This window comes from Streptomyces sp. NBC_01635, assembly GCF_045209715.1.
In the GTDB taxonomy this organism is placed as follows: domain Bacteria; phylum Actinomycetota; class Actinomycetes; order Streptomycetales; family Streptomycetaceae; genus Streptomyces; species Streptomyces hirsutus.
In genome coordinates, this window is the sequence record NZ_CP109277.1 from 2,001,047 (window position 1) to 2,027,321 (window position 26,275).

Genomic DNA, 26,275 nt, shown 5'->3' on the forward strand with positions numbered 1-26,275 from the left:
TCGCGGGTGCCCGTCGGACTTCCGTAGGCCGCCCGGCCGCGCGGCGGGCTGCCCCGTCCGCGCTCCGGTGCGGGCTACGGCGTGCGCTCGGCTTCCTTGTCCAGCTGGAACGCCTCGTTGCCGAGCCCGATCCGGGCGTGCGTCCCGGGGGCGCGGGAGCGCAGGACCAGGCCCTGGACCAGGCCGGCGACGAGGGCCAGCCCGATGATGCCGGGCAGCAACAGGCTCAGGACGGAGCCGGGGCCGGCGCCGACGAGCACGTCGAAGTCCTTGACGGTGTAGCCGGCGATCACGGCCAGGGCGAGGCCCGCCAGCGTCGAGGTGACCAGCCGCCAGGCCTGGGCGCCCGCGGCACCGCGGCGGACGAAGAAGACGACGACGGACAGCGAGGCGATCGCCATCAGGACGATCACGCCGAGCGCGCCGATGTTGCCGAACCAGGTGAACAGGTGCAGGACGGGTGCGGTCGGGTCGCCGGTCGGCTTGTCGTCGGTGACCGCGAAGGCGAGGACGAGCACCGCGGCGATGCCCGTCTGGAGCAGCGACCCGGTGCCGGGGGCGCCGCTGGTGCCGGTGGTGCGGCCGAAGGCGGAGGGCAGCAGGCCCTCGCGGCCCATGGCGAAGGCGTACCGGGCGACGACGTTGTGGAAGCTGAGCATGGCGGCGAACATGCCGGTGACGAAGAGGATGTGCAGGACGTCCGTGAAGGTGCCGCCGAGCCGGGACTCGGTGAGGAAGAACAGCAGTCCCGCGCTCTGCTCCTGCGAGGTGGCGACGATGCCCGCGGGACCGGTGGCGACGGTGAGGGCCCAGCTGCTGATCGCGAAGAACACGGCGACGCCCGTGACGGCCAGGAACATCACGCGCGGCACCAGGACGTGCGGCCTGCTGGTCTCCTCGGCGTACACCGGGGCCTGTTCGAAGCCGAGGAAGGCCGCGATGCAGAAGCACAGGGCGGTGCCGACGCCGGCGCCGGTGAGGGTGTCCGGGTTGAAGGCGTGCAGCGACAGCCCTTCCTTGCCCGGGTCGGCGATCGCGGCGATGTCGAAGACGACGACCAGGAGCACCTCGATGACCAGCAGGACGCCGAGCACGCGCGCGTTCACGTCGATCTTCAGCCAGCCCAGCGCGCCGACGGCGGCGAGGGCCACCAGCGACGGTATCCACCAGGCGACCTCGAGGTCGGCGTAGGTGGCGAAGAGTCCCGACACCTCGAAGCCGAAGATGCCGTAGATGCCGACCTGGAGGGCGTTGTAGGCGACCAGCGCGACCATCGCGGCGCCCGCGCCGACGGTGCCGCCGAGGCCGCGGGAGATGTACGCGTAGAAGGCTCCGGCGTTGTGGACGTGCCGGCTCATCTCGGCGTATCCGAGGCTGAACAGCACCAGCACGACGCCGAGGACGACGAAGAGCAGCGGCTGGCCCACGATGCCCATCACCGCGAATGTGGTGGGCATGACACCCGCGACCACCATGAGGGGAGCGGTCGCGGCGAGCACGGAGAGCAGCAGACCGCCCGTGCCGAGACGGTCGGCACGCAGGGCGCGTTCCTGCCCCTTGAAGGTGCTGATGCCGTCCGCTGCGGATCTGCTCGTGCGCGCACTGCGCGAACTGTCCGTCGTCATCGGGAGAACCGTCCTTGGGTCGGGAGTGGGAGCTGCGCGATGGGTGGAGCGTGGCGGGTGGAGCGGGCCGGGTTCCGCGGGGCCGCGGGGGTCACCCGGTGCCGAGGGCGGCGATCCGCGCGGTGCGGAAAGCGGTGAGCGGGTCGCGGTCCGGGTACGACCAGGGGACCGGGGTGACCTTGTCGCCGATCCGGTGGAACAGGGCGGCGGCCTCGGCGCCCCGGCCCTCGCAGACCTTGGCGTGGGCGAGGAAGTTCAGGTCGATCAGGCGGCGCGGATGCTCTTCGTGCTCCCACTCCAGCCACCAGTCGAAGGCGGCCTTCATCACCTGCCGGGCACGGCGGCCCGCCCAGTGGCCGGATGCGGCCGGGTCGGCGCGCTCGTGACCGGCGGCGGCGAGGGCGCGGTAGCGCTCGGCGTGCGCGATGACCGGCAGGATCGCCAGGGGCGAGTCCGCGGGTGCCTGCTCCGCGGACCAGTTGGCGAAGTCGTAGACCTCGTGCAGCGGGTCCGGGCCCGCCTCCAACCGGCGTTCGGCGAGCCAGGCGACCACCAGATGGTGGGCGTGGTGGTGGTCCGCGTACCGGGAGCGGATCTGCTCGAAGACGCGGACCGCGTCGCCGTCGGCCCCCTGGGCGCACTCCAGCAGGAGCAGGCCGAGCCAGGGGGTGGGGTCGGCGGGCAGCACGGTGGCGGCCCGGTGGCAGGCCTCGCGCGCGCGGTCGGGCTTGTCCTTGCCGCGCAGGGCGCGCCGCACCTGGGCCAGGGCGAGCAGGACGGCCCCGTCCCCGGAGTCGGGTTCGGCGAGCAGCCAGTCGCGGGCCCAGGCGGCGCAGGTGGACTCCCGGGCGAGCACCGTGATCCGGTGGCCGCGGCGGTCCCAATCGTCCCCCGTGCGCACCAGCAGCGAGCGGCTGCTCTGCCACCGACCCTGCGCCAGCGCGGCTCGCGCGGCGACGAGTTCTTCGTCGTCGAGGGCCTCGTCGAAGGCCTGTGCCGCCCGTCTGCGGACACGGCCGAGGGGAGGCGGGGGTGGAGGCACCGCGGACTTCCTCACGCGCTCTTCTTGTGGTCGTCGGCTCACGACGGGTGGTCGGTACGGCAGTGGTCGGCTGCCGATTGCCATGAGCCGATCACTCACAGCAAACCGTCAGCCAACAGATCACGTCAAGGGCGCCCCATGCGTTACACGCGTCAACTGCGTTCACAAGTAGGCGACTTGTGAAGCCCCGAGCCGAAAGGTCGCGCAGGCGGCGTGAGGCGGCCGGCATTCCCCGCGCCCCGGACGGAGGCGTCGCGGGCGAGTGGTGGCTAGAGTCGGCCTCACGCGTCCGTCACTCCGCACGATCATCGAGGTACGCAGCGTGTCGGTTCCGGTACTGGTACTCGCCGTGAGTGCCGCGTGCTGCCTGGGCTTCGGTTTCGTCCTCCAGCAGAACGCGGCGCAGCGGGCACCGCTCGGCGATTTCCTCTCCCCCCGGCTCCTTCTCGACCTGATGAAGGTGCCCCGCTGGCTGGGCGGCATGGCCCTCATGGTGGCCGGCATGGCGCTCGGCGCGGCGGCCCTGGGCCACGGCGAGCTGTCGCTGGTGGAGCCGCTGCTGGCGACGAACCTGCTGTTCGCGCTCACGCTCTCCCGGCACCAGACGGGCCGGCCCCTGGGCCGCCAGGGCTGGGCGGGCCTCGCGCTGCTCGCGGGCGGGGTGACCGCGTTCGTCGTCGCGGGACAGCCGACGGGCGGCCGTGCGCTCACGGATCCGCTGCGGCACTGGCTGATCATCGGCGGCACGGTCGGGCTGGCCATGCTGCTCACGGGATGCGCCAAGCGGTCCCGGCTCACCGTGGGCCCGGCACTGCTGGCGCTGGCCGCGGGCCTGCTCTACGGCGTGCAGGACGCGCTGACCCGGGTGAGCGGGCAGCGCTTCACCGACGGGGGCTTCACGGGGCTGCTGAGCGGATGGCAGCCGTACGCGGTGCTGGCGCTGGGTGTGACGGGGTTGGTACTCGTGCAGAGCGCCTTCGAGACCGCGCCCCTGCGGATGTCCCTGCCGGCCCTGACCGCGGCCCAGCCGCTGGCCGGGATCGTCTGCGGCGTCGGCTTCCTCGGGGATCGGCTGCGCACCGACACGGGGGCGCTGGCCTGGGAGGCGTGCGGGCTCGCGGCGATCGTCGTGGGCATCGTGCTGCTGGGACTGCATCCCGCGATGCCGCCGGGTGTGGCCAAGAGTGCGCACATGGGCGATGTGCGGATGGGATGAGCGGTCGGACCCGCGCCGGGCGAGGAACGGCGCCACTGCTTGGATGGCCGTATGCATGCTGACGAGATCCTCGACATCGTCGACGAGAACGACCGGGTGGTCGGGCAGTCCCCTCGCGCTGAGGCCTACGCTCGGGGGCTGCGGAACCGTTGCGCCTTCATCCTGGTCAGGGATGCCGAGGACCGGATCTTCGTGCACCGGCGCACGGCGACCAAGCTCGTCCACCCCTCCCTGTACGACATGTTCGTCGGTGGGGTCGTGGGTACCGGCGAGAGCTACGCCGAGGCGGCCCTGAGGGAGGCCGAGGAGGAACTGGGCGTGTCCGGGCTGCCGCAGCCCGTGTTCCTCTTCAAGTTCCTCTACGACGGCGACAGGGGGAGCTGGTGGTCGGCGGTCCACGAGGTCCGCTGCGACCTGCCGGTGAGGCCCCAGGTGGAGGAGGTGGCCTGGCACGCCTTCCTGACCGAGCAGGAACTGGAGCGCCGTCTGGGCGAATGGGCGTGGGCTCCGGACGGTCTGGAGGCGTACGAGCGCCTCAGGGCCCACCGCGGGCAGCCGGACGGCCCGAGCCTGTGAGCCGCACCGGTCATGCCCGCGTCCAGGCCCCGGATAGGGTCGCAAAGTGATCGACTTCATGCGGAACGTCCGGTTGTGGTTCGCGCCCCAGGACGTGCGGCAGGAGGGGGACACGCCCGACTACCGGTTCTCGCTGGCGAACGAACGCACGTTCCTGGCCTGGCTGCGGACCGCGCTCGCACTGGTCGGCGGCGGCTTCGCGGTGGACCAGTTCCTGCCGGACCTGCGCTGGGGCTGGCGGGTCGGGCTCGCGCTGGCGCTGCTCGCCGCGGGGGTGCTGTGCGCGCTGCGCGCGGTCAACCACTGGGTGCGCTGCGAGCGGGCCATGCGGCGCGGGGAAGATCTGCCGGTGTCCCGGTTCCCGGTGCTGCTGAGCCTCGTCGTCGCCGTCGTCGCGGTGGCGATGGTCGTCGTGGTGCTCGTCGGGTGGGACGGATGACCGGGCCGGCCCGGGTACGGGAGGGCCGGGACCCGGGGCTGCAGCCCGAGCGGACCCGGCTCGCGTGGCGCCGTACGACCCTGGCGTCCACGGTCGCCGCCGTGCTGGCGGTACGGACCACGCTGCACGGCGGGGTCTCGGCCCCCACCGTGGTTCTGTGCGCGCTGTGCTGCGTCTGCTGGCTGGTGTTTCTCCTGGTCGCCCACGGCCGGATCCGCGCCCTCTCGGCCACCGGCACCCCGGCCGCCCCCGCCCCGCGGCGCCTCACCGCCGCGGTGCTGTGCACCACGGCCCTGGCCGTGTGCGGGGCGGCCCTCGTCCTTCAGGCCTGACGTACGTGGCCGACGGGCGGCCTACCGGCCTTCGGCCGCCGCTCCGTCCGCCGTCCCCGCGTCCACCGTCACCACGATCTTCCCCCTGGTCCGGCCCTCCTGGTTGAGGCGGTGGGCTTCCGCCGCGCGTTCCAGCGGGAACGCCTCGGAGACGTGCACGCTCACCACGCCCTGTTCCGCCAGTTCGGACAGGTGCCCGAGATCCTGCGGGTCCGGGCGGACGAACCAGTAACCGCCGCCGTACTCCACGACGGCGGGGTCGGCGATCGACGCGAGCCGGCCCTCGGAGGCCAGGGCGGTGGCGGAGGCCTTCAGGGCGTCACCGCCGACCGAGTCGAACACGGCGTCCACGCCGGCCGGGGCCAGTTCCCGCAGCCGTTCGGCGAGGCCGTCTCCGTAGGCCACCGGCTCCCCGCCCAGGCTTCGGACGAAGTCGTGGTTGCGCTCGCTCGCCGTGCCGAGGACGCGGGCGCCGAGATGTGCGGCGAGCTGGACGGCGATGGAGCCGACGCCGCCGGCCGCGGCGTGCACCAGGACGGTATCGCCCCGTTTCACCCGCAGGACCCTGTACAGCACCTGGTAGGCGGTGAGTCCCGCGAGGGGCAGTCCCGCGGCCTCCTCGAAGGACAGGTTGCGCGGCTTGCGCGCGAGGGCCCGTACCGGGGCGGCCACGTACTCGGCGAAGGTGCCGCGGGAGAGGAAGTCCTCGCGCACATAGCCGATGACCTCGTCGCCGACGGCGAACTCGGGGACGGCGGCGCCCGGCCGTACCACCACGCCCGAGACGTCCCAGCCCGGGACCACGGGGAAGACGGGGGCCAGGATCTGGTCGAGGTAGCCTTCGCGGCACTTCCAGTCGACCGGGTTGACGGCTGCCGCCCGCACCTTCACGAGCACCGAGTCGGGGCCGACCCGGGGCTCCGGCATCTCCGTGAGTTCGAGTACCTCGGGGCCGCCGTAGCTCGCATAGCTGATCGCCTTCATGGGACCGACCTTTCTCAGTTGTCTCCCGCCGCGCAAGTGGACCGCCGGGACCGCCGCCGTTCGCGTGACGGCCGGCGGGCGGCGGACCGGTGGCCGCCGGGTTCCCCCCGCGGCCCCGGCCACCCCGTGGCCCCGATCACGTTTCCCCCTCGCCCTGGACGGCATACCGACTGGTCGGCATCATATGTCGAGTACTGTCACCGGCCCGTAGGAGCGAGTATGAGCCCCGACCACCCGCCCGGACTGGATCTCGACCGGCTGGGCGCGCTGCTCGGCCGGGAGCGGCCCGGTCTGGTGAACGGCCCGCTCTCCGCCCGGCTGATCGAGGGCGGCAGGTCGAACCTCACCTACGCGGTCTCCGACGGCACCGCGAAGTGGGTGGTACGACGTCCCCCGCTCGGGCACGTCCTGGCCACCGCGCACGACATGAGGCGCGAGCACCGCGTGATCAGCGCGCTGCACCCCACTCCCGTCCCGGTGCCCCGCACGGTGCTGCTGTGCGAGGACGAGGAGGTGCTCGGGGCGCCCTTTTACGTCATGGAGTTCGTCGAGGGCACCCCCTACCGGACGGCGGACCAGCTGGCGCCGCTCGGCGCGGAGCGCACCCGGCAGGCGGTGCTCGCCCTGGTGGACACGCTGGTCGACCTGCACGCGGTGGACCCCGGCGAGGTGGGCCTGGCCGACTTCGGCCGCCCCGAGGGCTTCCTGGACCGGCAGCTGCGGCGCTGGGGCAAGCAGCTGGACGCCTCCCGCAACCGGGAGCTGGCCGGGATCGACGAACTGCACGCCGCGCTCGGCCGGGAGCTGCCCCGCTCCCCCGCGCCGGCCGTGGTGCACGGCGACTACCGCCTGGACAACGTCCTGATCGCGAGCACCGACGAGGGTGTCGACTCGATCCGGGCGGTCCTCGACTGGGAGATGTCCACCCTCGGCGATCCGCTGACCGACCTCGGCCTGCTGGTGATGTACGGCATGCCGCTGGGCACGCCCGACTCCCCGGTCTCCACGACCGCCGAGGCCCCGGGGCATCCGTCGCCCGCCGAGCTGATCGAGCGGTACGCCGCCCGTTCGGGCCGCGACGTCTCCGGGATCGCCTGGTACACGGCGTTCGCCTGGTTCAAGCTCGCGGTGATCCTCGAGGGCATCCACTACCGCTACACGCTGGGGCAGACCGTCGGCCCCGGCTTCGACCGCATCGGCGATCTCGTCCCCGTCTTCATCGAGCACGGTCTGACCACGCTTCGCGAAGGCCTCCGGAAGGACTGAACCATGGACTTCACGTTCGACGCGCGCACCGAGGAACTGCGGGCCGCGCTCCTCGCCTTCATGGACGAGCACGTCCACCCCGCCGAGCGGGTCGCCGACGAGCAGCGCGCCGCGCTGGAATCGCCGTGGGCGAACCCTCCGGTCGTGGAGGAGCTCAAGGCCGAGGCGCGCAGGCAGGGCCTGTGGAACCTGTTCCTGCCCGACTCCGCGTACGGCGCCGGGCTCACCAACCTCCAGTACGCGCCGCTCGCCGAGATCATGGGCCGCTCCCCGCAGCTGGCGCCCACGGCGACGAACTGCGCGGCGCCCGACACCGGCAACATGGAGGTGCTGACGCAGTTCGGCGACGAGCAGCAGCAAAAGCAGTGGCTGGAGCCGCTGCTGGCGGGTGAGATCCGCTCGGCGTTCGCGATGACCGAGCCGGACGTGGCCTCCTCGGACGCCACCAACATCACCACGCGGATCGAGCGGGACGGCGACGAGTACGTCATCACCGGCCGCAAGTGGTACATCTCCGGGGCGATGCACCCGGACTGCAGGATCTTCATCGTGATGGGCAAGACCGACCCGGGCGGGGCGGACGTCCGCCGCCAGCAGTCCATGGTCCTGGTGCCGCGCGACACCCCGGGCGTCACCATCACGCGTGCCATGCGGGTGTTCGGCTACGAGGACCACTACCACGGCGGCCATGCCGAGGTGGTCTTCGACCAGGCGCGCGTGCCGGTGTCGCACCTGATCGGCGAGGAGGGCGGCGGCTTCGCCATCGCGCAGGCCCGGCTCGGTCCCGGCCGGATCCACCACTGCATGCGGCTGATCGGCATGGCCGAGCGGGCGATCGAGCTGATGTGCCGGCGGGCCGTGTCCCGTGACGCCTTCGGCAAGTCGCTGGCCCAGCAGGGCGTCGTGCAGAACTGGATCGCGGACGCGCGGGTCGCCGTCGAGCAGCTGCGGCTGCTGGTGCTGAAGACGGCCTGGATGATGGACACGGTCGGCAACCGAGGCGCGCACACCGAGATCCAGGCCATCAAGATCGCGACCCCGCGCACGGTCGTCGGCATCCTCGACCGGGCCATCCAGCTGTACGGGGCGGGCGGGGTCAGCCAGGACCACCCGCTGGCCGAGCTGTACGCGGGCGCCCGGACGCTGATGATCGCCGACGGACCGGACGAGGTGCACCAGCGGTCGCTGGCACGGCGGGAGATCAAGAAGTACCTCTAGCCCCGGCGCCGGGGCCCCGGGTCTGCGGGGCCCGCGGCCCCGGCGCCTCAGGGCCGCAGGGCGCGCAGCAGCAGGTCGGCGAGGTGGTCGGCGACCTGCTGCGGGGTGAGGGGGCCGTCGGGGCGGTACCAGGTCGACAGGTGGTGGACGGAGCCGAAGTGGTAGTCCACCACCAGGTCGGCCGGGGTCGCCGTGGAGAACACGCCCGCCGCCTGGCCTTCCTCGACCAGCGCGCGGAAGCGCTCGTGGTAGCGGCGGCGCTCGGCCCGTACCTGCTTGTTCTTCTCCGGGCTCAGATGGTGCATGGAGCGGAAGAAGATGGACGCGTCGTCGAGGTTCTCGATCGTCGTGACGACGACGTCGGCCGCCGCGCCCCGCAGGCGCTTCTCGATCGGCTCGTCGGCGTTCGCGTAGGCGTCCAGACGCTCCTGCTGGACGCGCAGCACGCGCGCGTAGACCTCGTGCAGCAGGTCGTCCTTGGAGCCGAAGTAGTGGTAGAGCGCACCCTTGGTGACTCCGGCCGCCTCGACGATCTCCTGCACCGAAGTGCGGTCGTAGCCCTGCTCGGCGAAGAGCCGGGTGGCGGCGGCCAGGAGCCGCTGCGGCACCGGGGGCCCGTCGCCGTCCGTCGTCCTGGGCACTTCCGCCACCTGCCTTCCGTGTCACTGCCTGTCGTCGCCGGACCCTGCCGGTACCGCCGGCCGTCCTCGGCCGGGGCCCGCGGTCCGTCTCCCCCACGGGGATCTTCCCACCCCGCGGCCCCGGCGCGTCGGGCAGGACCGCATCGCGGTGTGCGGGACCTCCCCGCGTACCGGTTTCACCGGGTGGACTCCCAGTGCCGCTGGATGCGGTTCATGCCGCCGAGCCAGCGTTCCGGGTCGGCGGCGCGGGCCTGGTAGTACGCGGCGACCTCGGGGTGCGGCAGGATCAGGAAGCGGTCCTCGTCGATGCCGCGGAACAGCGCGTCGGCCACGTCGTCCGGCTCGATCGCGGTCGGTCCGAGGACCAGGTCGCCCGCGCTGCCGCTGGCGGTGAGCATGTCGGTGCGTACGCCCTGAGGACAGATCGCGTGGACCTTCACCCCCCGGTGGCGGTACGTCAGCGACAGCCACTCGGCGAAGGCGTAGGCGCCGTGCTTGGTGACGCTGTAGGGGGCCGTGCCGATCATGGTGAGCAGTCCGGCGGCGGAGACGGTGGAGACGAAGCGGCCGCTGCCGCGCTCCAGCCAGTGCGGGAGCAGCGCGTGCGCCGCGCGGACGTGGGCCATGACGTTGACGTCCCAGGAGAGCGCCCAGCCCTGCTCGTCGAGCGGTTCGCCGGGTTCCCCGCCGCCGCGGCCGACACCGGCGTTGGCGCAGTAGACGTCGACCGTGCCGCCGAGCGCGTCGCGGGCGTCGGGGACGACGGACGAGGCGTCGCCCGGGACCGCGATGCCGCCGATCTCGTCGGCGACGGCCTTGGCCCGGTCGGCGTCCAGGTCGTTGACGACGACCTGGGCCCCCTGGCCGGCGAAGCGGCGGGCGAGTGCCGCCCCGATGCCGCCCCCGGCCCCCGTGACGACCACCTTCGTACCCTGTACGGCTTCCACCATCGGCTCCTTCGGCACGGCTGCCCGGTTGCTTCTCGGCCACGTGACGGCATGACCCCGTGGCCGCCTCGGCCGCACGGCCACGTGGCCGTGCGACACATCGCGTCGCGCCAGACTAACCGGTCGGTATGCCGGGTGGAAGAGAAGTGTCGAACGGCGGCGGTCCGGCTCGTTCCCCGAGCGGTTCACGCGCGTTAACGTGCGTGAGCATGACACCGGCAGCGATCACGGAGGTCACGGTATGAGACTGTCCAGACGGAGCCTGTTCGCCACCACCACAGCCACCCTCGCGGCCGCCGCCGCGACCCCGGCGGCCTTCGCCCAGGGCCGTACGGGTCACCTGGAAGGGCACCCGGAGTCCGGGCGGGTGGCCCCGGCGGCCGGGCGCCGGGGCCTGCGCACCGGCTTCGAGCAGCTCGCCGCGGACGGTTACGCGGCGCTCGACGGGGAGCGGGTCGGCGTGGTCACCAACCCGACGGGCATCACCCGGGACGTGCGGCACATCGTCGACGTCATGCACGCCGACGACCGCGTGGACCTGACCGCCGTGTTCGGCCCCGAGCACGGTTTCCGGGGCACCGCGCAGGCGGGCGGCTCGGAGGGCCGCTACGACGACCCCGCGACCGGGCTGCCCGTCTACGACACGTACCTGAAGAGCGGCCGGCCGCTCGCCGACGTCTTCACCGCGTCGGGCGTCGACACGGTCGTCTTCGACATCCAGGACGCGGGCGCCCGCTTCTACACGTACATCTGGACGCTGTACGACTGCATGGAGGCGGCGCAGCTCGCGGGCAAGCGGTTCGTGGTCCTCGACCGGCCGAACCCGGTGACCGGGCGGGCGGCCCTGGGGCCCGTGCTGCACCCGGAGTTCGCGACGTTCGTCGGGCGGCAGCCGATCGCGCAGGCGCACGGGATGACGGTGGCGGAGCTGGCGCGGCTGTTCAACGCCGAGTTCCTGGCCGAGCCGGTGCGGCTGGAGACGGTACGGATGTCGGGCTGGCGGCGGTCCGACTTCTACGACGCCTCGGGGCTGCCCTGGGTGCCGCCCAGCCCGAACATGCCGACGCCCGAGACGGCCCTGGTGTACGCGGGGACGTGCCTGTTCGAGGGCACCAACCTGTCCGAGGGGCGCGGGACGACCCGGCCGTTCGAGCTCCTGGGCGCGGAGGGGATCGACGGGCGCTGGGCGGCCGAGGCGAACGGTCTGGGCCTGGCGGGCGTGCGGCTGCGCGAGGCGTACTTCGCTCCCACGTTCTCCAAGTTCCAGGGCAGGACGGTCGGGGGTGTGCAGCTCCACGTGCACGACCGGAAGGCGTTCGATCCGGTGCGTACGGGGGTGGGGCTGCTGGTGAGCGCGAAGCGGACGTGGAGCGGGTTCGCCTGGCGCCCGGACCACTGGATCGACAAGCTCACCGGCTCCGAGCGGGTGCGCACGATGATCGACGCGGGCGCGGACACGGACGAGGTGGTGGCCGGCTGGCGGGAGGAACTGGCGGCGTTCCGGCGGACGCGGCGGGAGTACCTGCTGTACCGCTGAGCGCGCCTCGGACACCGGCGCCCCGGACGACGGCCGACCGCCGCCGTCCGGGGCGCTCGGCGCATGCCCGCCCTCCCACCGCCGTCACCTGCACGGACACCGCCCCGGCGGCACTCCCGGGGACGGCGGGGCGACCGGGGACGCGATCGGCGCGCATAACCCCGCGGCCTTCAGGAACCCGTGGAGGCCGCGGGGAGTTCTCTGTCTGTCGAGGGTGCTGCGCGCGGCACGGTGTCTCCCCGACGGAGCCGCGGTGCCGGGATGTCCCCGCCGGGCATGCGCACGGGCCGTCGCGGGCAACCGCCGAGGACCGGGACGGTGAGCGGGACCACCGGGGAGGCGACCATGGACATGACCGTGGAGTGGACCACGGAGACGCTGTGGGGGACCACAACTGAATCACGGGTCACGGAAGTTGACCCAAGGCCCCGCGCGACCGGCCGAGGGGGGCCGCCGGAAAAAGGATGGAGCCGATTCGCTTGTCGATACGTCTATTCGACGACGTCCGTTCGACGACGCCGAAGTGACCGGATTACAGGTGCAGGTGTGACGGAGGTGCAGGACGATGGCCGGTTTCCGAAGTCTGGCGAGACAGGTCCGAGATCCGCGGTGCGACCTGGCACTGCGGCGCTATTCGCTGCGCAAGTGCCTTGAGCGGTTCGCTCCGTACGGGCACAGGGCGACCTGGGACCATTTGTGCGCGCGTGCGGGATTCGACCCCGAGGACCGCTCCGTCGACCCGGCGCGGCTCGTGGCCGCACTGGACGAGCTGGAGGAGGCCCGCGCGGTCTGGCTGGGCTACGAGGTGGAGTTCGCCGAGCGCCGCAGGAAGGAGAAGCACGGCGGCCTGCGCAGGCCGGGCAGTGTGGACGACTGGCACCGGCTGACCTGGGGCGGTTTCGGTGTGGCCTGGTGCGACGACCCGGGAGTGCATCCGCGGGAGCCGCTGGCCGAGGTGCTGCGGCGGCTGATCGCCGCGCTGGAGCGCGAGCCGGGTACGGCCTGCCCCGTGTGCCGGGGGGAACGGCTCAGGTGGCGGTACGGCCTGGACCACGAGCCGTCGGCGGGACCGGTCTGCGCGAACTGCGGGATCCTGGTGCCGCGCCCCGTCCTGACCACCGAGGCGCTGGCGGACGCCAGGCGGTCGAAGGTGCTGGTGTCGGCCTGAGGAGTGTGGGGGTGCGCCGGGGACGCCGCGCCCCCACTGTCACGCGGCGCCGGTGCCGGCCTGCGGGGTGCCCGGCCCGGGGGATCCCTTCTCGGCCAGCAGCCGGGAGCCCGTCAGACGGTCGCCGGAGACGTCGTCCGGGTTGGACAGGACGCAGGTGTCCAGCGAGAGGCAGCCGCAGCCGATGCAGTCGGTGAGGTGGTCGCGCAGCCTGTTGAGCCGCCTGATGCGCTCGTCCAGCTCCGCGCGCCACGCCTCGGAGAGGTGGGCCCAGTCGTCCCGGGTGGGGGTGCGCTCCTGGGGCAGTTCGGCGAGCGCCCCGCGGATCGTGGCGAGCGGGATACCGACCCGCTGGGCGGCCCGGATGAAGGCCACCCGGCGCAGGGCGTCACGGGTGTAGCGGCGTTGGTTGCCCGAGGTGCGCCGACTGCTGATCAGGCCCTTGGACTCGTAGAAGTGCAGGGCCGAGACGGCGGCGCCGCTGCGCGCGGCGAGCTGGCCGACCGTGAGCTCGTGGATCTTCTCCGGAATCTGGGGCACGCCTCGAAGGCTACCCACCCCGACGCGGTCGCCGGTCCGTTGACAAGGACCGTGCGGCCGACCATGCTAAGCAGTCGCTTAGGCATGCGCGCGGGTGGCGCGTGCGATCACGTGACGCGGGAGGCCGGGACATGGCAGAGCCGAGAATCTTCACGTCCGTCGACGACCTGAAGGCGGCGGTGGGCGATCAGCTCGGGTACACGGACTGGCTGGAGGTCGACCAGAAGCGGATCGATCTGTTCGCCGAGGCCACCGGCGACCACCAGTGGATCCACGTCGATCCGGAGCGGGCCGCGGCGGGTCCGTTCGGCACGACCATCGCGCACGGCTACCTGACGCTGTCGCTGCTGCCGCTGTTCGGTCCGCAGCTGCTCTCCGTCGAAGGCGTGCGGATGGGCGTCAACTACGGCACGAACAAGGTGCGTTTCCCCGCGCCCGTCCCGGTGGGATCGCGGGTGCGTGCCACCGCGAAGGTCACCGCCGTCGACGAGGTGGGGGGCGGTGTCCAGGTGACCACGGCGTTCACCGTGGAGCGCGAGGGCGGCGACAAGCCGGTGTGCGTGGCCGAGTCGGTGGCCCGGTACTACCTCTGAGGCCCGGCGGGTCGTGCGCTACTCCGCCCGGGCGGTGTCCGTGCGCTCGGCGCCGACCATGCGCAGGACGAGATCGGCGTAGAGGGCGCCGACCTCCTCGGGGGTGCGGGAGCCGTTGACGTTGAACCAGCGCGCCACGTCGATGCAGAGGGAGAGCACGGCGAGGGTGGTCCCCCGCACGTCGGGGACGTCGAACTCGCCCGAGCGCACACCCTCCTCGATGATCCCGCGCACCTCGGCGTCGACCAGCCGACGCAGGGCGATGATCTCGGCGCGGGCATCGGGGCCGAGCGAGTCGAGTTCGTACTGCACGACCCGTGCGGTGGTGCGCCCGCCGGCGTGCCAGCGGACGAAGGAGCTCACGGCCTCGGCGAGGCGCCGGGTCGGGCTGCCCTCGGCGCGGGCCGCGGTACGCAGGATGTCCAGGGCCTTCTCGTGGCCGATCCTGCTGATGCGGTGGAGCAGCTCTTCCTTGGTCTTGTAGTGGATGTAGAGCGCGGCCGGGCTCATGCCGGCTCGGCCCGCGATGTCGCGGGTCGTCGTGGCGTGGTAGCCGCGCTCCGCGAACGCCTCGACGGCGGCGAGCAGCAGCCGTCGGGCCGCGTCGGGCGTGACCTCACCCCACGGCTGCGCCTCGGCGCCGGCCGTCTCCTCCGCCGTACTCATCGCTCACCCCATTCACTGGCAGGGGTAACACCATACCGGCAAGGGTGAGCGATCGCTTAGGAGCGGTCCCCGCCCACTCGTCCGGGCGGGCGGGGACCGTGCCGCAGAGCGCTCACAGCTTCTCGAACGGGTCGTGTTCCGCGAGGAGCTTCTCCAGTCGCGCCTGGTCCACCCGGCTCACGATCTGCCCGGCCTCCTGACGGTCACGGATGACCTTGGCCAGGGTGAAGGCGGAGGTGACGAGGTACAGGACGGCTATCGCCATGAAGCCGCGCACCCAGGCGTTGGCGTCGAGCCGGACGATGCCGAAGGCGGTCGCCCCCAGGGCGATGGCGAACGATACGACGGCCTGACCGTAGAAGGCCGCCGTGTTCTGCTGCTTGAGGGGTGTGTCGCTCATGGGAACAGGGTCGGCGTCCGCGGCGCTCCGCACATCCGTCGGGATACTCAGATCCGCCACGGACCGGCTACTCAGACCGGCCGGTCCGTCTCCTCCCCTTGATCCGCCCCGTCCCGCCCCGTCCCGCCCCGTCCCGCCCGGTCCGCCCCTTCCGTACGGTCCCGCCCGGCGGCCTCCCCGTCTCAGAACGCCGAAACCCCGGTCAGCGCACGGCCGATGACCAGTTTCTGGATCTGGCTCGTGCCCTCGTAGAGCGTCATGACGCGGGCGTCGCGCAGCAGCTTGCCCGCCGGGTACTCGTCGATGTAGCCGTAACCGCCGTAGACCTGGAGGGCGTTGTTGGCGGCGCGGACGGCCGCCTCCGAGGCGAAGAGCTTGGCCTTGGAGGACTCGACGGCGAACGGCTGCCCGCGGTCGATCAGGTCGGCGACCCGCCAGGTCAGCAGCCGGGCGGCGTCGACGTCCACGGCGATGTCGCTGATCAGTTCCTGGACGAGTTGGTGGTGGGCGATGGTCTTCCCGAACTGCTCGCGCTCCCCCGCGTACCGCACGGCCGCGTCGAGCGCGGCCTGGGCGATGCCGACACAGCCCGCGGCGACCGACATACGGCCCTTGGCGAGGGCGGACATGGCGACGGAGAAGCCCTTGCCCTCGGGGGCCAGCATCGCGGACGCGGGCACGCGTACGTCCTCCAGCACCAGCTCGGCGGTGGCCTGGCCGCGCAGGCCGAGCTTGCCGTGCAGAGTGCGACGGGTCAGGCCGGGGGTGTCGGCGGGCACGAGGAAGGCGGACACGCCCTTGTGCCCGGGGGCGTCGGTCGACCGGGCGAACAGCAGGACGACATCGGCCCAGGTGCCGTTGGTGATGAACATCTTGGTGCCGTTGACGACGTAGTCGTCGCCGTCGCGCACCGCCCGGGTGGAGAGGTTTCCGGCGTCGGAACCGGTGCCCGGCTCGGTGAGGCCGAAGCAGCCGACGTACATGCCGGAGGTGAGCCCGGGGAGCCAGGTCCGCTTCTGCTCCTCGCTGCCCCACGCGGCGACGGTCTTGGCCACCAGCCCCAGGGACACGGAGACGATCCCGCGCACGGAGGAGTCGCCGCGGCCCAGTTCCTCGGTGACCAGGCAGTACGCGAGATGGTCGCCGCCGCAGCCGCCGTACCGCTCGTCGATCGTCAGCCCGAGGAAGCCGAGGTCGCCGAGTTTCTTCACGATGCCCCGGTCGACCTCCTCGGCACGGTCCCAGGCCGTGGCGTGGGGCACGACCTCACGCTCGACGAAGTCCCGGGCGAGCCGGCGGACGGCGCTCTGCTCCTCGCTGAGCTCCAGGTTCATGACAGTCACCCAACCCCGGGATTTTAATTACCACTGCTAGTTTTCTGGTCCAGCCCTACTATGTGCGCCATGGCCCGACCGCGCAAGCCCCTGCTCAGCACCGACCGGATCGTCGAAACGGCACGGGAGCTCGTGGACGCGGAGGGCCTGGCGGCCCTCTCCACGCGCCGGCTCGCCGCACAGCTGGGGGTCAGCGGGCCCTCGCTCTACAACCACTTCCGCACCAAGGACGAGATCCTGGAGGCGGTGGCCGACTCGGTGAGCGCGCTGGTCGACCTGTCGATGTTCGAGGACGGCCGGGACTGGCGGACCGCGCTGCACGACTGGGCCGTCTCCTACCGGACGGCGTTGCGCGCCCACCCCAACATCGTGCCGGTCCTGGCGCGCGGCCCCGGCCGCCGCCCGGCCGCCCTGCGGCTCGCCGACGCGGTCTACGGCGCGATGGCCGAGGCGGGCTGGCCGCCCGCGCAGGCCACGTCCATCGGCGCGCTGATGCGGTACTTCATCATGGGTTCGGCGCTCGGCTCCTTCGCCGGGGGCTTCGTGGACGATGCCGGCGCCTACGACCCCGCCGACTATCCCCACCTCGGCCAGGCCCATCTGCTCGCCGAGAAGCAGGAGAAGATCGACGAGCGAGCCTTCGAGACGGGCCTGACGGCGCTGCTGGACGGCCTGGCCGGGCAGTACGAGCAGGTGCGGAGCGCCGAGTAGGACCTCAGGGCCTCCCGCGGGCGACACGGGTGCGGTCAGGGGGTCAGACCGACCGTACGGTTCGGCCGTCGCCGAAGTGTCCGTACCGCATGCTGGGGCGCATGACCACGAAGGACCCCCGGTCCGCCGGGCTCGCACGGCTCGCCGGACTGCTCGCCGACGAGACCCGGGCCGCGTGCCTGCTGGCACTGCTGGACGGCCGGGCCTGGACGGCGGGCGAGCTGGCGCGGCACGCGGGTGTCGCCCCCTCCACGCTGAGCGGGCATCTGGGCAAGCTCGTCGCCGGCGGGCTGCTCGCCGAGGAACGGCAGGGCCGGCACCGGTACGTACGGCTCGCCGACGCGCGGGCCGCCCAGCTGGTGGAGGAACTGACCGCGCGGATCGCCCCGGATGCGGACCGGCGTCCGCGCACCCTGCGGCAGGCGGGTGCGGGCTCGGCGGCGGCCCGCGGGCGGACCTGCTACGACCATCTCGCCGGCCGGCTCGGAATCGCGGTCACGGACGCGTTCACGGCCCGCGGGCTGCTGCTCCAGGACACCGGGTTCGCGCTCACCGAGACGGGCCTGCGCTGGTTCGAGACCCTCGGCATCGGCCTCGACCGGCACGGCCGCCGTCCGCTGGCCCGTGCCTGCCTGGACTGGACGGAACGCCGCCCCCACCTCGCCGGAGCCGCCGGCGCGGCCCTGTGCCGGCACGCCCTGGACGTGCGGTGGTGCGTCCGCATCGGCTCCGAGCGCGCGGTGAAGGTGACGGAGGAGGGCGAGCGGGCGCTGTCGGAACTGCTGGGGATCGAAAAGTCGGCCCTGCGATGACCGGCGTCCCCGCACCGCACCGCACCGCTCCGGTACCCCTCGCTCCGCCACGCCCCGCTCCGTACGCTCCGTGGGCACCGTCCGAAAAGCGCGAGCCCGCGGGACCCCTCCCCTCCTAACCTCTGGACCATGATGAACGTTTCCCGTCCGCGCTCCGCCCGGCGTGCGGAGCTGCTCGCCGCCGGGGCCGCCACCGTCACCGTGGTGCTGTGGGCCTCCGCCTTCGTGTCGATCCGCAGCGCGGGGGCCGCCTACTCGCCGGGAGCACTCGCCCTCGGGCGGCTGGCCGCCGGCGTGCTGGTGCTGGGGGCGATCTGCCTGTGGCGGAGGGAAGGGATACCGCCGCGTTCCGCGTGGCGCGGGATCATGGTGTCGGGAGTGCTCTGGTTCGGCTTCTACATGGTCGCCCTCAACTGGGGCGAGCAGCAGGTCGACGCGGGCACGGCGGCCCTCGTGGTGAATGTCGGGCCGATCCTCATCGCGCTGCTCGGCGCCCGGCTGCTCGGGGACTCGGTGCCGCCGCGGCTGCTGGCCGGCATGGCCGTGTCGTTCGCCGGGGCGGTGACCGTGGGGTTGTCGATGTCCGGCGAGGGCGGCTCCTCGGTGCTCGGGGTGGTGCTGTGTCTGCTGGCGGCGATGGCGTACGCGGCGGGCGTGGTCGCGCAGAAGCCCGCCCTGGAAACGGGGAGCCCTCTGCAGGTGACGACGTACGGGTGCCTGGTCGGGGCGGTGGTGTGCCTGCCCTTCGCCGGGCAGCTCGTCCGGGAGGCTGCCGAAGCGCCCGTCTCCGCCACGCTCAACATGGTCTACCTGGGCGTCTTTCCGACCGCCCTCGCGTTCACCACCTGGGCCTACGCCCTGACCAGGACGACCGCGAGCCGGATGGGCGCGACCACGTACGCGGTGCCCGCCCTGGTCGTGCTGATGTCCTGGCTCGCGCTGGGCGAAGTACCGGGCCCGCTCACCCTCCTGGGAGGCGCCCTGTGCCTGGCGGGCGTGGCGGTGTCGCGGTCGCGGTCGCGGGCCGGGACGGGGCCGCGGCCGGAGTCCGGGGCCGCGGGCCCGGCGGGCACGGGCCCGGCGGGCACGGTCCCGGCCCCGCCGGGCCCGGAGGAGTACCGGGAAGGAACGCACGGCGTCCGGGAGGCACCGGACGCGCGGGAGGTACGGCCCGACCGGACGTCCGGCTCGATGTGACCGGGCAAGCACCCGCCGCCCCGTCCCCGCCCCGGAGGGAAACTCCGCTCGCCGCGCCGGGTCCTTCTAGAAGACCACCAGGGCCCGCCCGCCCTTGCCCGCCAGCATGGTGTCGAAGGCGGCCGGGATGCCGTCCAGGGCGATCCGTTCCGTCACCAGGGCGCCCAGGTCGAGCCGGCCGGCCCGGATGTGTCCGGCGAGGACGGGGAGGTCGCGGGCGGGGTCGGAGTTGCCGTAGACACAGCCGGACAGCGTCCTGCCCCAGTGGAAGATCTCCAGGGCGTTGAAGGTGACCTGCTGGTCCTTGCCGCCGATGCCGACGACCGCGGTGCGTCCGCCGCGCCGGGTGGACTCCCAGGCGGTGCGGATGGTGGTCGCACGGCCCACGCACTCGACGGCCACGTCCACGCCCTGCTTCCCGGTGAGGGCCCGGATCTCGCGGGCGGTGGTGTCCGAGGCCACGACGTACTCGGTCGCCCCGGCGGAGCGGGCCAGCTCCTCCTTCGCCGGGGAGACGTCGACCGCGACGATCGTCGCCGCGCCCGCGATCCGGGCCGCCTGGAGGGCGGCGAGGCCCACTCCCCCGACGCCGAACACCGCGACCGACTCGCCCGGCCGGACCTGCGCGCAGTGGTGGACGGCGCCGTAGCCGGTGAGCACGGCGCAGCCGAGCAGGGCGGCCTCGGTGAGCGGCACGCCCTCGGGGGCGGGCAGGACGCAGGACGCGGGCACCACCGTCTCCTCGGCGAAGGCGGCGACGTTCAGGCCGGGGTGAAGCGCGGTGCCGTCGTCGGCGCGGTGGGCGTGCACCGCGGCGGCGCCGCTCAGGGCCTCGGAGCACAGCCACACCTCGCCGCGCGCGCAGGCGGGGCAGGCACCGCAGGAGGGCGCCCAGTTGAGGACGACTCCGTCGCCGGGCGCGACATGGGTGACGCCCTCGCCGACGGAGACGACCGTGCCGGCCCCCTCGTGGCCCAGCACCGCCGGGACCGGGAGACGCATGGTGCCGTTGGTCAGGGACAGGTCGGAGTGGCAGACCCCGGCTGCGGCGAGCCGGACCCGGACCTTGCCGGGGCCGGGCTCGGGCAGGTCGATCCCCGTGATCTCCAACGGGGCGTCGACGGCGGGCAGTACGGCGGCGCGGACAACCATGGTGGTGGGACTCCCCTGGAACCGGAGGGACTTGGTCAGTGCTCGAGGAACTGGGACCGAGCCGGGTCGCAACCGGCTCGGAACCGGCTCGCGATCGGCTCAGAACTGGAGGGACTTGGTCTGGAGGTACTCGGTCAGGCCGTGCACGCCGAGTTCGCGGCCCACGCCCGACTGCTTGTAACCGCCGAAGGGCGCGAGGGGGTTGAAGCGGCCGCCGTTGATGTCGACCTGGCCGGTCTCCATGCGGCGGGCGAACGCCGTCGCCTGCGCCTCGTCGGCGGCCCAGACCGCGCCGGCGAGTCCGTAGACGGTGCCGTTGGCGATCCGCAGGGCGTCCTCCTCGTCCTCGTAGCGCAGGACGGACAGGACGGGGCCGAAGATCTCCTCCTGGGCGATGGTCATGTCCGGGGTGACGTCGGCGAAGACGGTGGGGCTGACGAAGCAGCCCTGCTCGCGCGGCGCGTCGGGGCCGCCGGCGACCAGGCGCGCGCCCTCGGCGACGCCCTTCTCGATGTAACCGCGCACCCGTTCCTGCTGCTTGGCGTTGACGAGGGGGCCGATGCGGTCGCCGTACTTGGCGGCGGCGGCCGCGGCGAGCTCGACGGCCTCGTCGTACTGGTCCCGGTGGACCAGCATGCGGGTCCAGGCGCTGCACGTCTGGCCGGAGTTGGACATCACGTTGGCGACCCCGACGTTGACCGCCCGTGCCAGGTCGGCGCCGGGGAGGATCACGTTGGCGGACTTGCCGCCGAGTTCGAGGGCGACCTTCTTGACGGCGGCCGCGGCGACGGCGCCGATCCGGCGGCCGACGGCGGTGGAGCCGGTGAAGGAGACCAGGTCGACGCCCGGGTGTTCGGCGAGGGCCTGGCCGGCCACCGGGCCGAGGCCGGTGACCAGGTTGAACACGCCCGCCGGGACGCCGGCCTCGTGCACCGCCTCGGCGAGGAGCCGGGCGACCAGCGGGGTGTCCTCGGCGGGCTTGACCACGATCGTGCAGCCGGCGGCGAGCGCCGGGGCGGCCTTGGCGACGATCTGGTGCAGGGGGTAGTTCCAGGGGGTGATCGCGCCGACCACACCGACCGGCTCGTGGAGGACGGTCGAGTTGCCCGTCCGCTCCTCGAAGGGGTACGTCGCCGCCAGCTCGGCGTACGAGCCCGCCACCGCGATCGGCACGGCCGCGTGCACGGTCTGCGAGAGCTTCAGGGGTGCTCCGAGTTCGGCGGTCACCGTCTGCGCGATCTCGTCCTGGCGGGCCACCAGCACGTCCCGGAGGGCGGCGAGACGGGCCGCGCGCTCGGCGGGCGGGGTCGCGGCCCAGGCGGGGAGGGCGGTGCGGGCCGCACGCACGGCGGCGTCCACGTCCTCGACCGTGCCCGCGGGGACGGTGGCGATCACCTGCCCGTCGGCCGGGTTCACGACCTCGATCACGTCCGGACCGGCCGCGGGGCGCCAGGCGCCGTCGATGTACATGCCGTCGTATGCCTTCATCGCACTTCCTCCGGGGCGGGGCGTCGTCGTCCACCCCATAAACTAGCGGCGCTAATTTAATGACGCCAGGGGGACACGGACCCGACTCGGCGGCGACCGGTGCGGGTGGGGGTGCGTCCGGACGGGGCCGTGGCGTCACTCGTCCAGGTCGGGCAGTTGCGCCGGGTTGGGGCAGATCCGTTCGCCGTGCCGGTCGAAGACGAACAGGTGGGCGATGTCGACCAGGAGCGGCACCTGCATGCCGTGCCGGAGGCGGATGTCCGGGGTGGTGCGGACGACGAGGTCGCCGGGCAGCCGGGGCCCGCTGGGGACGGGCTGCGGCTGCGCCCGCTCGGCGGGCTCCCCCGGGACGTCGCGCCCGGCCCGTGACCCGCCGGTCCGCGCCCGCAGCCGGTCCAGGACGCTGCCACCGACCTCGCGGCGGCGGCGCCGGGACGGGCGGCCGGGACGCGGACACGGGGCCTCCGGCTCGGGGACCACGGCGGGGCGGGAACCGGTGTTGAAGTGGACCAGGGCCTCATGGCCCTGGAACTCCACGTGCTCCACCAGACCGGTGAGCGCCGACTCCCCGGGGCGGACGGCACCGCCCGACGGGGCCCGCCCCGGTCCGCGCGGAGCCGGTCCCGTTCCACGGGAGGCCGTGCCCGGTGCACGCGGTCCTGTGAACCCGGGGGCTATCCGGACGGCTTCGGAGCGCAGGCCCACGATGACCTCGCGGCCCTGCTGCACTCGCAGCAACCGGTGGTCCGGGCAGAGGGGTTCGGGCAGCCGCAGGAACTGCTTGCCCAGGCTGATGGTCATCGCGCCGTCGAGCGGCGCACGGACCACCCCGCGCAGCAGGTTGATGCGCGGGGTGCCGATGAACGCGGCGACGAAGACATTGCTCGGCAGCGAGTAGACCGCGCGGGGGCTGCCGACCTGTTGCAGGACTCCGCCGCGCAGCACGGCGACCCGGTCGCCGAGCGACATGGCCTCGGCCTGGTCGTGGGTGACGTAGACGGTGGTGACGCCCAGGTCACGGGTGAGCTGCGCGATCTCGGCGCGCAGTCGGCTGCGCAGCTTGGCGTCGAGGTGGGACAGCGGCTCGTCCATCAGGAAGGCGGAGGGGTGGCGGGCGATGGCTCGGCCCATGGCGACCCGCTGGCGTTCGCCGCCGGACAGCTGGGCGGGGAAGCGGTCCAGGAGGTCCTCGATGCCCAGCAGGCGGGCGGTGGCGTCCACCCGGGCCCGGGGGTCGACGCCGGGGGCCTCGATGCGCAGGGGGAAGCCGATGTTGTCGCGGCCGGTCATGCTCGGGTAGAGGGCGAAGTTCTGGAACACCATCGCCATGTCCCGGCCGGACGGCGGCAGGTCGTTGCCGTACTCGCCGTCGAGGAACAGCAGGCCCTCGTCGATCTCCTCCAGACCGGCGATCATCCGGAGCACGGTGGACTTGCCGCAGCCGGAGGGGCCGAGCAGGACGAGGAACTCGCCGGGCGCGATGTCCAGCGACAGCCGGTCGACCACGCGTACACCGCGGGCGTAGGCCTTGCTCACGTCGTGCAGGGAGATGGCGCGTGTCATGAGGGTGCCCCCGGGGGCTCGTCAGGGCGCTGGTGCTCCGCGGTCGGACGCCTCGCGCGGGCCGTACGAGGCCGGACGGGGCCGTACGAGACGTATGAGTCACGGAAGCTAACGGAATGTATGCGACAAGGGGAAGACGCGGGGCGGGATCGGACGTCACCGTCCACTGGATGAGAAAGCGGACGAACTCATTCGGCCGGATCCGGCCCGATCCGGCGCCGGATCCGATCAGAACCGGACCCGTATCGCCCCACTCCGTACCGGCCCTCCCCGTACCGGCCCTCCCCGGCGGAGGCGGCGACCCGGCCAAGACGGTCGCAGGCCGGGCGGAGGGCGACGGCAGGCGCGGAACACCGGGTCGCAGCCCGGCTCGGGGCAGCGCGGTGAAGGCGTGCTGCGCCTTTCGCGCCTTTCGGTCACGTGACCGGTCCTGATGCCGTTCCGGGTACCCCCTCGGACGCGGCCCCGGGCGCGATCTCGACGGGCACGCCGTTGAGCACGGCGTTGCCCGACAGCGGGTCGAGGAGGCTGCCGTCGAGCAGTTGGTTGACGTTGACGCCGGGATCGGCCGCCGCGTGCCGCAGCCGGGTGCCGGGCCGGTCGTGGCCCCAGCCGTGCGGCAGGCTCACCACGCCCCGGCGCAGACCGTCGGTCACTTCGGCGGGTGCGGTCACCTCTCCCCCGGCGCCCCGGACGCGTACCGGCTGCCCGTCCCGGACGCCGAGGCGTTCGGCGTCGTCGGGGTGGATCTGCAGGGTGCACCGGTTGGTGCCGCCGGTGAGGGCGGGCACGTTGTGCATCCAGCTGTTGTTGGAGCGCAGGTGGCGGCGGCCGACCAGGACGAAGCCGTCGGGGCGTGCGTCGAGGGCGGCGCGCAGCCGGGGAAGGTCGGCGGCGATCGGTTCCGGCAGGAGCTCCACCTGCCCGCTGCGGGTCTTCAGGGGCTGCGGAAGGCGGGGGCTCAGGGGTCCGAGGTCGATGCCGTGCGGGTGGGCGAGCAGCCGGTCGAGGGTGAGGCCGTCCGGGTCGGCGCCGAAGCCGTCGCCGTAGGGGCCGAGGCGGAGCATCATGTCCAGCCGCCGCTCGGGGCCGTCGTGGCCGGTGAGCAGCCCCGCGAGTTCCTCCGGGTCGCGGCCGTGCACTGGGGAGTGCGGGTCGTTCACCGCCCTGCCGAGGGTCTGGTCGACGACCAGCCGGTCGACGGCCGCCGGGTCGGCGCCGTGCCGTCCGGTGGCGGCGAGGACGAGCCGGGCCAGGATCTCGGTCTCCGGCATGCGGCCGGGTGCCGGCGGGAGGGCGGGGCGGGTGTAGCGGACCTGGTTGCGTACGGCGAGGGTGTTGAAGGCGAAGTCGTGGTGCGGGCTCTGCGCGGGCGGGGGCGGCGGCAGGACGACGTGGGCGTGGCGCGAGGTCTCGTTGAGGTACGGGTCGACGCTGACCATGAAGTCGAGGGAGCCGAGGGCCTTGTCGAGGCGGTCGCCGTCGGGCGCGGACAGGACCGGGTTGGCGGCGACGGCGATGAGGGCGCGCAGCGGTTCGCCCGCGTCGGTGGCGGTGTCGATCTCCTCGGCGAGCGCGGAGAGCGGCAGTTCGCCCTTGGCCTCAGGGTGCCCGCTCACCCGGGAGTGCCAGCGTCCGAGGGTAAAGCCGCGGCCGGGTCCGGCGGGGCGCGGGGTCTTGTCGGTGGCGGCACGGGGGAAGAGGGCGCCGCCGGGCCGGTCGAGGTTGCCGGTGAGGATGTTGAGGACGTCGACGAGCCAGCTGGCCAGGGTGCCGTGCGGGACGGTGCAGCTGCCGATGCGGCCGTAGACGGCGGCGGTGGGGGCGGCGGCGAGTTCGCGGGCGAGGGTGCGGATGGTGTCCGCGTCGACGTCGCAGGCCGGGGCGACGGCCTCGGGGGTGAAGTCCTTTACCGCGTCGGCGAGTTCGGCGACGCCTTGCACATGGGGAGCACAGTCCCTCAGGTCGACGAGGTGTTCTTCGACGAGCACGGACGCCATCGCCGCGAGCAGCAGGGCGTCGGTGCCGGGCCGGATGGCGATGTGCCGGTCGGCGAGGCGGGCGGTGCGGGTGCGGCGCGGGTCGACGACGGTGAGGGTGCCGCCACGGGCCCTGAGCGCCCGGAGGCGGCCGGGGAAGTCGGGTGCCGTGCACAGACTCCCGTTGGATTCCAGGGGGTTGGCGCCGATGAGCAGCAGGTGGTCGGTGCGGTCGAGGTCGGGTACGGGGATCGCGTTGGCGTCGCCGAAGAGGAGTCCGCTGGAGACGTGCTTGGGCATCTGGTCGACGGTGGAGGCGGTGAAGAGACTGCGGGTGCCGAGCCCGGCGATCAGGACGGGCGGGTAGAGGGCGCCGGCCACGGTGTGCACGTTGGGGTTGCCGAGGACGACCCCGACGGCGTCCGGGCCATAACGTTCGACGACGGGCCGGATGCCGGCGGCGACCGCGTCGAAGGCCTCCTCCCAACTGGCCTCCCGCAACTCGCCGTCGACCCGGACGAGCGGGCCGCGCAGCCGGTCCGGGTCGGCGTCGACGGCGGGGAAGGCGGCCCCCTTGGGGCAGATGAACCCCTTGCTGAAGACGTCGTCACGGTCGCCCCGGGCGCCGGTGACCCTGCCCTCGTCGAGGGTGAGGGTCAGGCCGCAGGTGGCCTCGCACAGAGGGCAGATACGAAGAGCGGTGCGGGACATGGAACCTCCCGGGTACGGCGGCGGTGACGCACGGACGGGCAGGCGCAGGACAGCCGCACGGACAGGTTGACGAACCGAGCATACCGACTGGTATGCATGTGCGGGAGCCCCGTGCCGGCTCGTTCTCGGTCGCACGAC

The 26,275-nt window shown here is 73.2% G+C and carries 25 protein-coding genes; 12 read left to right on the plus strand and 13 right to left on the minus strand.

The window, feature by feature from the left end; translation table 11 throughout:
* Nucleotides 1-74: 74 nt before the first annotated feature.
* A complete protein-coding gene (locus OHB56_RS09525; protein ID WP_326751854.1) occupies nt 75-1,625 on the minus strand; it encodes an APC family permease in 1,551 nt (516 codons plus the stop codon).
* A gap of 91 nt (nt 1,626-1,716) precedes the next feature.
* On the minus strand, nt 1,717-2,667 hold the full coding sequence (locus tag OHB56_RS09530; RefSeq protein ID WP_406352659.1) for a hypothetical protein: 951 nt from the start codon (nt 2,665-2,667) through the stop codon (nt 1,717-1,719).
* 322 nt (nt 2,668-2,989) lie between these two features.
* On the opposite strand from OHB56_RS09530, the gene OHB56_RS09535 reads away from it, so the two are divergent.
* Genes OHB56_RS09535 through OHB56_RS09550 form a run of 4 tightly spaced genes read left to right on the plus strand, consistent with a single transcriptional unit; the run spans nt 2,990 to nt 5,230 of the window.
* The gene (locus OHB56_RS09535; protein WP_406352660.1) at nt 2,990-3,883 is read left to right on the plus strand and encodes a DMT family transporter; all 894 of its coding nucleotides are present in this window, start codon (nt 2,990-2,992) and stop codon (nt 3,881-3,883) included.
* A 51-nt stretch (nt 3,884-3,934) separates the two neighbouring features.
* Nucleotides 3,935-4,459, plus strand: coding sequence for an NUDIX hydrolase (locus OHB56_RS09540; RefSeq protein ID WP_406352662.1), 525 nt, complete (start codon nt 3,935-3,937; stop codon nt 4,457-4,459).
* 46 nt (nt 4,460-4,505) lie between these two features.
* The gene (locus OHB56_RS09545; RefSeq protein WP_406352664.1) at nt 4,506-4,898 is read left to right on the plus strand and encodes a YidH family protein; all 393 of its coding nucleotides are present in this window, start codon (nt 4,506-4,508) and stop codon (nt 4,896-4,898) included.
* Complete coding sequence (locus tag OHB56_RS09550) at nt 4,895-5,230, plus strand: DUF202 domain-containing protein (RefSeq protein WP_406352666.1); 336 nt, start codon at nt 4,895-4,897, stop codon at nt 5,228-5,230. Before OHB56_RS09545 ends, OHB56_RS09550 begins: the two co-directional genes overlap by 4 nt.
* Before the next feature lie 21 nt (nt 5,231-5,251).
* Here the strand turns inward: OHB56_RS09550 and OHB56_RS09555 are convergent, their stop codons facing one another.
* Nucleotides 5,252-6,214, minus strand: a complete 963-nt coding sequence (locus OHB56_RS09555; protein WP_406352668.1) for an NADP-dependent oxidoreductase — start codon at nt 6,212-6,214, stop codon at nt 5,252-5,254.
* Between the two features lie 219 nt (nt 6,215-6,433).
* Between OHB56_RS09555 and OHB56_RS09560 the strand changes: the two genes are divergently transcribed.
* Nucleotides 6,434-7,480: a phosphotransferase family protein gene (locus OHB56_RS09560; protein ID WP_406352670.1), complete on the plus strand. Its 1,047-nt coding sequence runs from the start codon at nt 6,434-6,436 to the stop codon at nt 7,478-7,480.
* Nucleotides 7,481-7,483: 3 nt separating this feature from the next.
* Nucleotides 7,484-8,698, plus strand: a complete 1,215-nt coding sequence (locus OHB56_RS09565; protein ID WP_406352672.1) for an acyl-CoA dehydrogenase family protein — start codon at nt 7,484-7,486, stop codon at nt 8,696-8,698.
* 47 nt (nt 8,699-8,745) lie between these two features.
* Here OHB56_RS09565 and OHB56_RS09570 read toward each other — a convergent pair whose 3' ends face one another.
* Nucleotides 8,746-9,339 carry a TetR/AcrR family transcriptional regulator gene (locus OHB56_RS09570; protein ID WP_326751862.1) on the minus strand — a complete coding sequence of 198 codons (594 nt, stop codon included), beginning with the start codon at nt 9,337-9,339 and terminating at the stop codon, nt 8,746-8,748.
* Nucleotides 9,340-9,515: 176 nt separating this feature from the next.
* Entirely contained in the window at nt 9,516-10,289 is a 774-nt protein-coding gene (locus tag OHB56_RS09575; RefSeq protein WP_406352674.1) for an SDR family oxidoreductase, read from the minus strand.
* 238 nt (nt 10,290-10,527) lie between these two features.
* Here OHB56_RS09575 and OHB56_RS09580 point away from each other — a divergent pair, with 238 nt between their 5' ends.
* Together OHB56_RS09580 and OHB56_RS09585 are read left to right on the plus strand one after the other, a co-directional pair.
* Entirely contained in the window at nt 10,528-11,823 is a 1,296-nt protein-coding gene (locus OHB56_RS09580; protein WP_406352676.1) for an exo-beta-N-acetylmuramidase NamZ domain-containing protein, read from the plus strand.
* A gap of 565 nt (nt 11,824-12,388) precedes the next feature.
* Nucleotides 12,389-12,991: a hypothetical protein gene (locus tag OHB56_RS09585; RefSeq protein ID WP_055593004.1), complete on the plus strand. Its 603-nt coding sequence runs from the start codon at nt 12,389-12,391 to the stop codon at nt 12,989-12,991.
* A gap of 39 nt (nt 12,992-13,030) precedes the next feature.
* On the opposite strand, the gene soxR is transcribed toward OHB56_RS09585, so the two are convergent.
* Entirely contained in the window at nt 13,031-13,531 is a 501-nt protein-coding gene (gene soxR, locus OHB56_RS09590; RefSeq protein ID WP_406352678.1) for a redox-sensitive transcriptional activator SoxR, read from the minus strand.
* 131 nt (nt 13,532-13,662) lie between these two features.
* Between soxR and OHB56_RS09595 the strand changes: the two genes are divergently transcribed.
* Entirely contained in the window at nt 13,663-14,124 is a 462-nt protein-coding gene (locus OHB56_RS09595; protein WP_326751866.1) for a MaoC family dehydratase, read from the plus strand.
* An 18-nt stretch (nt 14,125-14,142) separates the two neighbouring features.
* Here OHB56_RS09595 and OHB56_RS09600 read toward each other — a convergent pair whose 3' ends face one another.
* From OHB56_RS09600 to OHB56_RS09610, 3 genes are all read right to left on the minus strand, one after another.
* Nucleotides 14,143-14,790: a TetR/AcrR family transcriptional regulator gene (locus tag OHB56_RS09600; RefSeq protein ID WP_055625879.1), complete on the minus strand. Its 648-nt coding sequence runs from the start codon at nt 14,788-14,790 to the stop codon at nt 14,143-14,145.
* A 112-nt stretch (nt 14,791-14,902) separates the two neighbouring features.
* Entirely contained in the window at nt 14,903-15,190 is a 288-nt protein-coding gene (locus tag OHB56_RS09605) for a YiaA/YiaB family inner membrane protein (protein ID WP_326751867.1), read from the minus strand.
* Nucleotides 15,191-15,372: 182 nt separating this feature from the next.
* On the minus strand, nt 15,373-16,524 hold the full coding sequence (locus OHB56_RS09610; protein ID WP_406352681.1) for an acyl-CoA dehydrogenase family protein: 1,152 nt from the start codon (nt 16,522-16,524) through the stop codon (nt 15,373-15,375).
* 69 nt (nt 16,525-16,593) lie between these two features.
* Here OHB56_RS09610 and OHB56_RS09615 point away from each other — a divergent pair, with 69 nt between their 5' ends.
* The 3 genes from OHB56_RS09615 to OHB56_RS09625 all read left to right on the plus strand — a co-directional run bounded on the left by OHB56_RS09615 (nt 16,594) and on the right by OHB56_RS09625 (nt 19,244).
* Nucleotides 16,594-17,235, plus strand: a complete 642-nt coding sequence (locus tag OHB56_RS09615; RefSeq protein WP_326751868.1) for a TetR/AcrR family transcriptional regulator — start codon at nt 16,594-16,596, stop codon at nt 17,233-17,235.
* Between the two features lie 101 nt (nt 17,236-17,336).
* Nucleotides 17,337-18,047, plus strand: coding sequence for an ArsR/SmtB family transcription factor (locus OHB56_RS09620; protein WP_406352683.1), 711 nt, complete (start codon nt 17,337-17,339; stop codon nt 18,045-18,047).
* Nucleotides 18,048-18,176: 129 nt separating this feature from the next.
* A complete protein-coding gene (locus OHB56_RS09625; protein ID WP_406352685.1) occupies nt 18,177-19,244 on the plus strand; it encodes a DMT family transporter in 1,068 nt (355 codons plus the stop codon).
* A gap of 66 nt (nt 19,245-19,310) precedes the next feature.
* Here the strand turns inward: OHB56_RS09625 and OHB56_RS09630 are convergent, their stop codons facing one another.
* From OHB56_RS09630 to OHB56_RS09645, 4 genes are all read right to left on the minus strand, one after another.
* Nucleotides 19,311-20,396: a Zn-dependent alcohol dehydrogenase gene (locus OHB56_RS09630; RefSeq protein WP_326751871.1), complete on the minus strand. Its 1,086-nt coding sequence runs from the start codon at nt 20,394-20,396 to the stop codon at nt 19,311-19,313.
* Between the two features lie 99 nt (nt 20,397-20,495).
* Nucleotides 20,496-21,884 (minus strand): aldehyde dehydrogenase family protein, encoded by a 1,389-nt coding sequence (locus tag OHB56_RS09635; protein WP_406352687.1) that lies wholly within the window; start codon nt 21,882-21,884, stop codon nt 20,496-20,498.
* Nucleotides 21,885-22,019: 135 nt separating this feature from the next.
* Entirely contained in the window at nt 22,020-23,447 is a 1,428-nt protein-coding gene (locus OHB56_RS09640; protein ID WP_406352689.1) for an ABC transporter ATP-binding protein, read from the minus strand.
* A gap of 416 nt (nt 23,448-23,863) precedes the next feature.
* Nucleotides 23,864-26,137, minus strand: a complete 2,274-nt coding sequence (locus tag OHB56_RS09645) for a molybdopterin oxidoreductase family protein (protein WP_406352691.1) — start codon at nt 26,135-26,137, stop codon at nt 23,864-23,866.
* Nucleotides 26,138-26,275: the final 138 nt, after the last annotated feature.

What these genes read in the sequence shown, in the direction of transcription:
- OHB56_RS09525 (WP_326751854.1), bottom strand. Translation starts at nt 1,625, where the DNA reads ATGACGACGGACAGTTCGCGCAGTGCGCGCACGAGCAGATCCGCAGCG.
- OHB56_RS09540 (WP_406352662.1), top strand. Translation starts at nt 3,935, where the DNA reads ATGCATGCTGACGAGATCCTCGACATCGTCGACGAGAACGACCGGGTG.
- OHB56_RS09550 (WP_406352666.1), top strand. Translation starts at nt 4,895, where the DNA reads ATGACCGGGCCGGCCCGGGTACGGGAGGGCCGGGACCCGGGGCTGCAG.
- OHB56_RS09555 (WP_406352668.1), bottom strand. Translation starts at nt 6,214, where the DNA reads ATGAAGGCGATCAGCTATGCGAGCTACGGCGGCCCCGAGGTACTCGAA.
- OHB56_RS09560 (WP_406352670.1), top strand. Translation starts at nt 6,434, where the DNA reads ATGAGCCCCGACCACCCGCCCGGACTGGATCTCGACCGGCTGGGCGCG.
- OHB56_RS09565 (WP_406352672.1), top strand. Translation starts at nt 7,484, where the DNA reads ATGGACTTCACGTTCGACGCGCGCACCGAGGAACTGCGGGCCGCGCTC.
- OHB56_RS09575 (WP_406352674.1), bottom strand. Translation starts at nt 10,289, where the DNA reads ATGGTGGAAGCCGTACAGGGTACGAAGGTGGTCGTCACGGGGGCCGGG.
- OHB56_RS09580 (WP_406352676.1), top strand. Translation starts at nt 10,528, where the DNA reads ATGAGACTGTCCAGACGGAGCCTGTTCGCCACCACCACAGCCACCCTC.
- OHB56_RS09585 (WP_055593004.1), top strand. Translation starts at nt 12,389, where the DNA reads ATGGCCGGTTTCCGAAGTCTGGCGAGACAGGTCCGAGATCCGCGGTGC.
- OHB56_RS09595 (WP_326751866.1), top strand. Translation starts at nt 13,663, where the DNA reads ATGGCAGAGCCGAGAATCTTCACGTCCGTCGACGACCTGAAGGCGGCG.
- OHB56_RS09600 (WP_055625879.1), bottom strand. Translation starts at nt 14,790, where the DNA reads ATGAGTACGGCGGAGGAGACGGCCGGCGCCGAGGCGCAGCCGTGGGGT.
- OHB56_RS09605 (WP_326751867.1), bottom strand. Translation starts at nt 15,190, where the DNA reads ATGAGCGACACACCCCTCAAGCAGCAGAACACGGCGGCCTTCTACGGT.
- OHB56_RS09610 (WP_406352681.1), bottom strand. Translation starts at nt 16,524, where the DNA reads ATGAACCTGGAGCTCAGCGAGGAGCAGAGCGCCGTCCGCCGGCTCGCC.
- OHB56_RS09615 (WP_326751868.1), top strand. Translation starts at nt 16,594, where the DNA reads ATGGCCCGACCGCGCAAGCCCCTGCTCAGCACCGACCGGATCGTCGAA.
- OHB56_RS09620 (WP_406352683.1), top strand. Translation starts at nt 17,337, where the DNA reads ATGACCACGAAGGACCCCCGGTCCGCCGGGCTCGCACGGCTCGCCGGA.
- OHB56_RS09625 (WP_406352685.1), top strand. Translation starts at nt 18,177, where the DNA reads ATGATGAACGTTTCCCGTCCGCGCTCCGCCCGGCGTGCGGAGCTGCTC.
- OHB56_RS09630 (WP_326751871.1), bottom strand. Translation starts at nt 20,396, where the DNA reads ATGGTTGTCCGCGCCGCCGTACTGCCCGCCGTCGACGCCCCGTTGGAG.
- OHB56_RS09635 (WP_406352687.1), bottom strand. Translation starts at nt 21,884, where the DNA reads ATGAAGGCATACGACGGCATGTACATCGACGGCGCCTGGCGCCCCGCG.
- OHB56_RS09640 (WP_406352689.1), bottom strand. Translation starts at nt 23,447, where the DNA reads ATGACACGCGCCATCTCCCTGCACGACGTGAGCAAGGCCTACGCCCGC.
- OHB56_RS09645 (WP_406352691.1), bottom strand. Translation starts at nt 26,137, where the DNA reads ATGTCCCGCACCGCTCTTCGTATCTGCCCTCTGTGCGAGGCCACCTGC.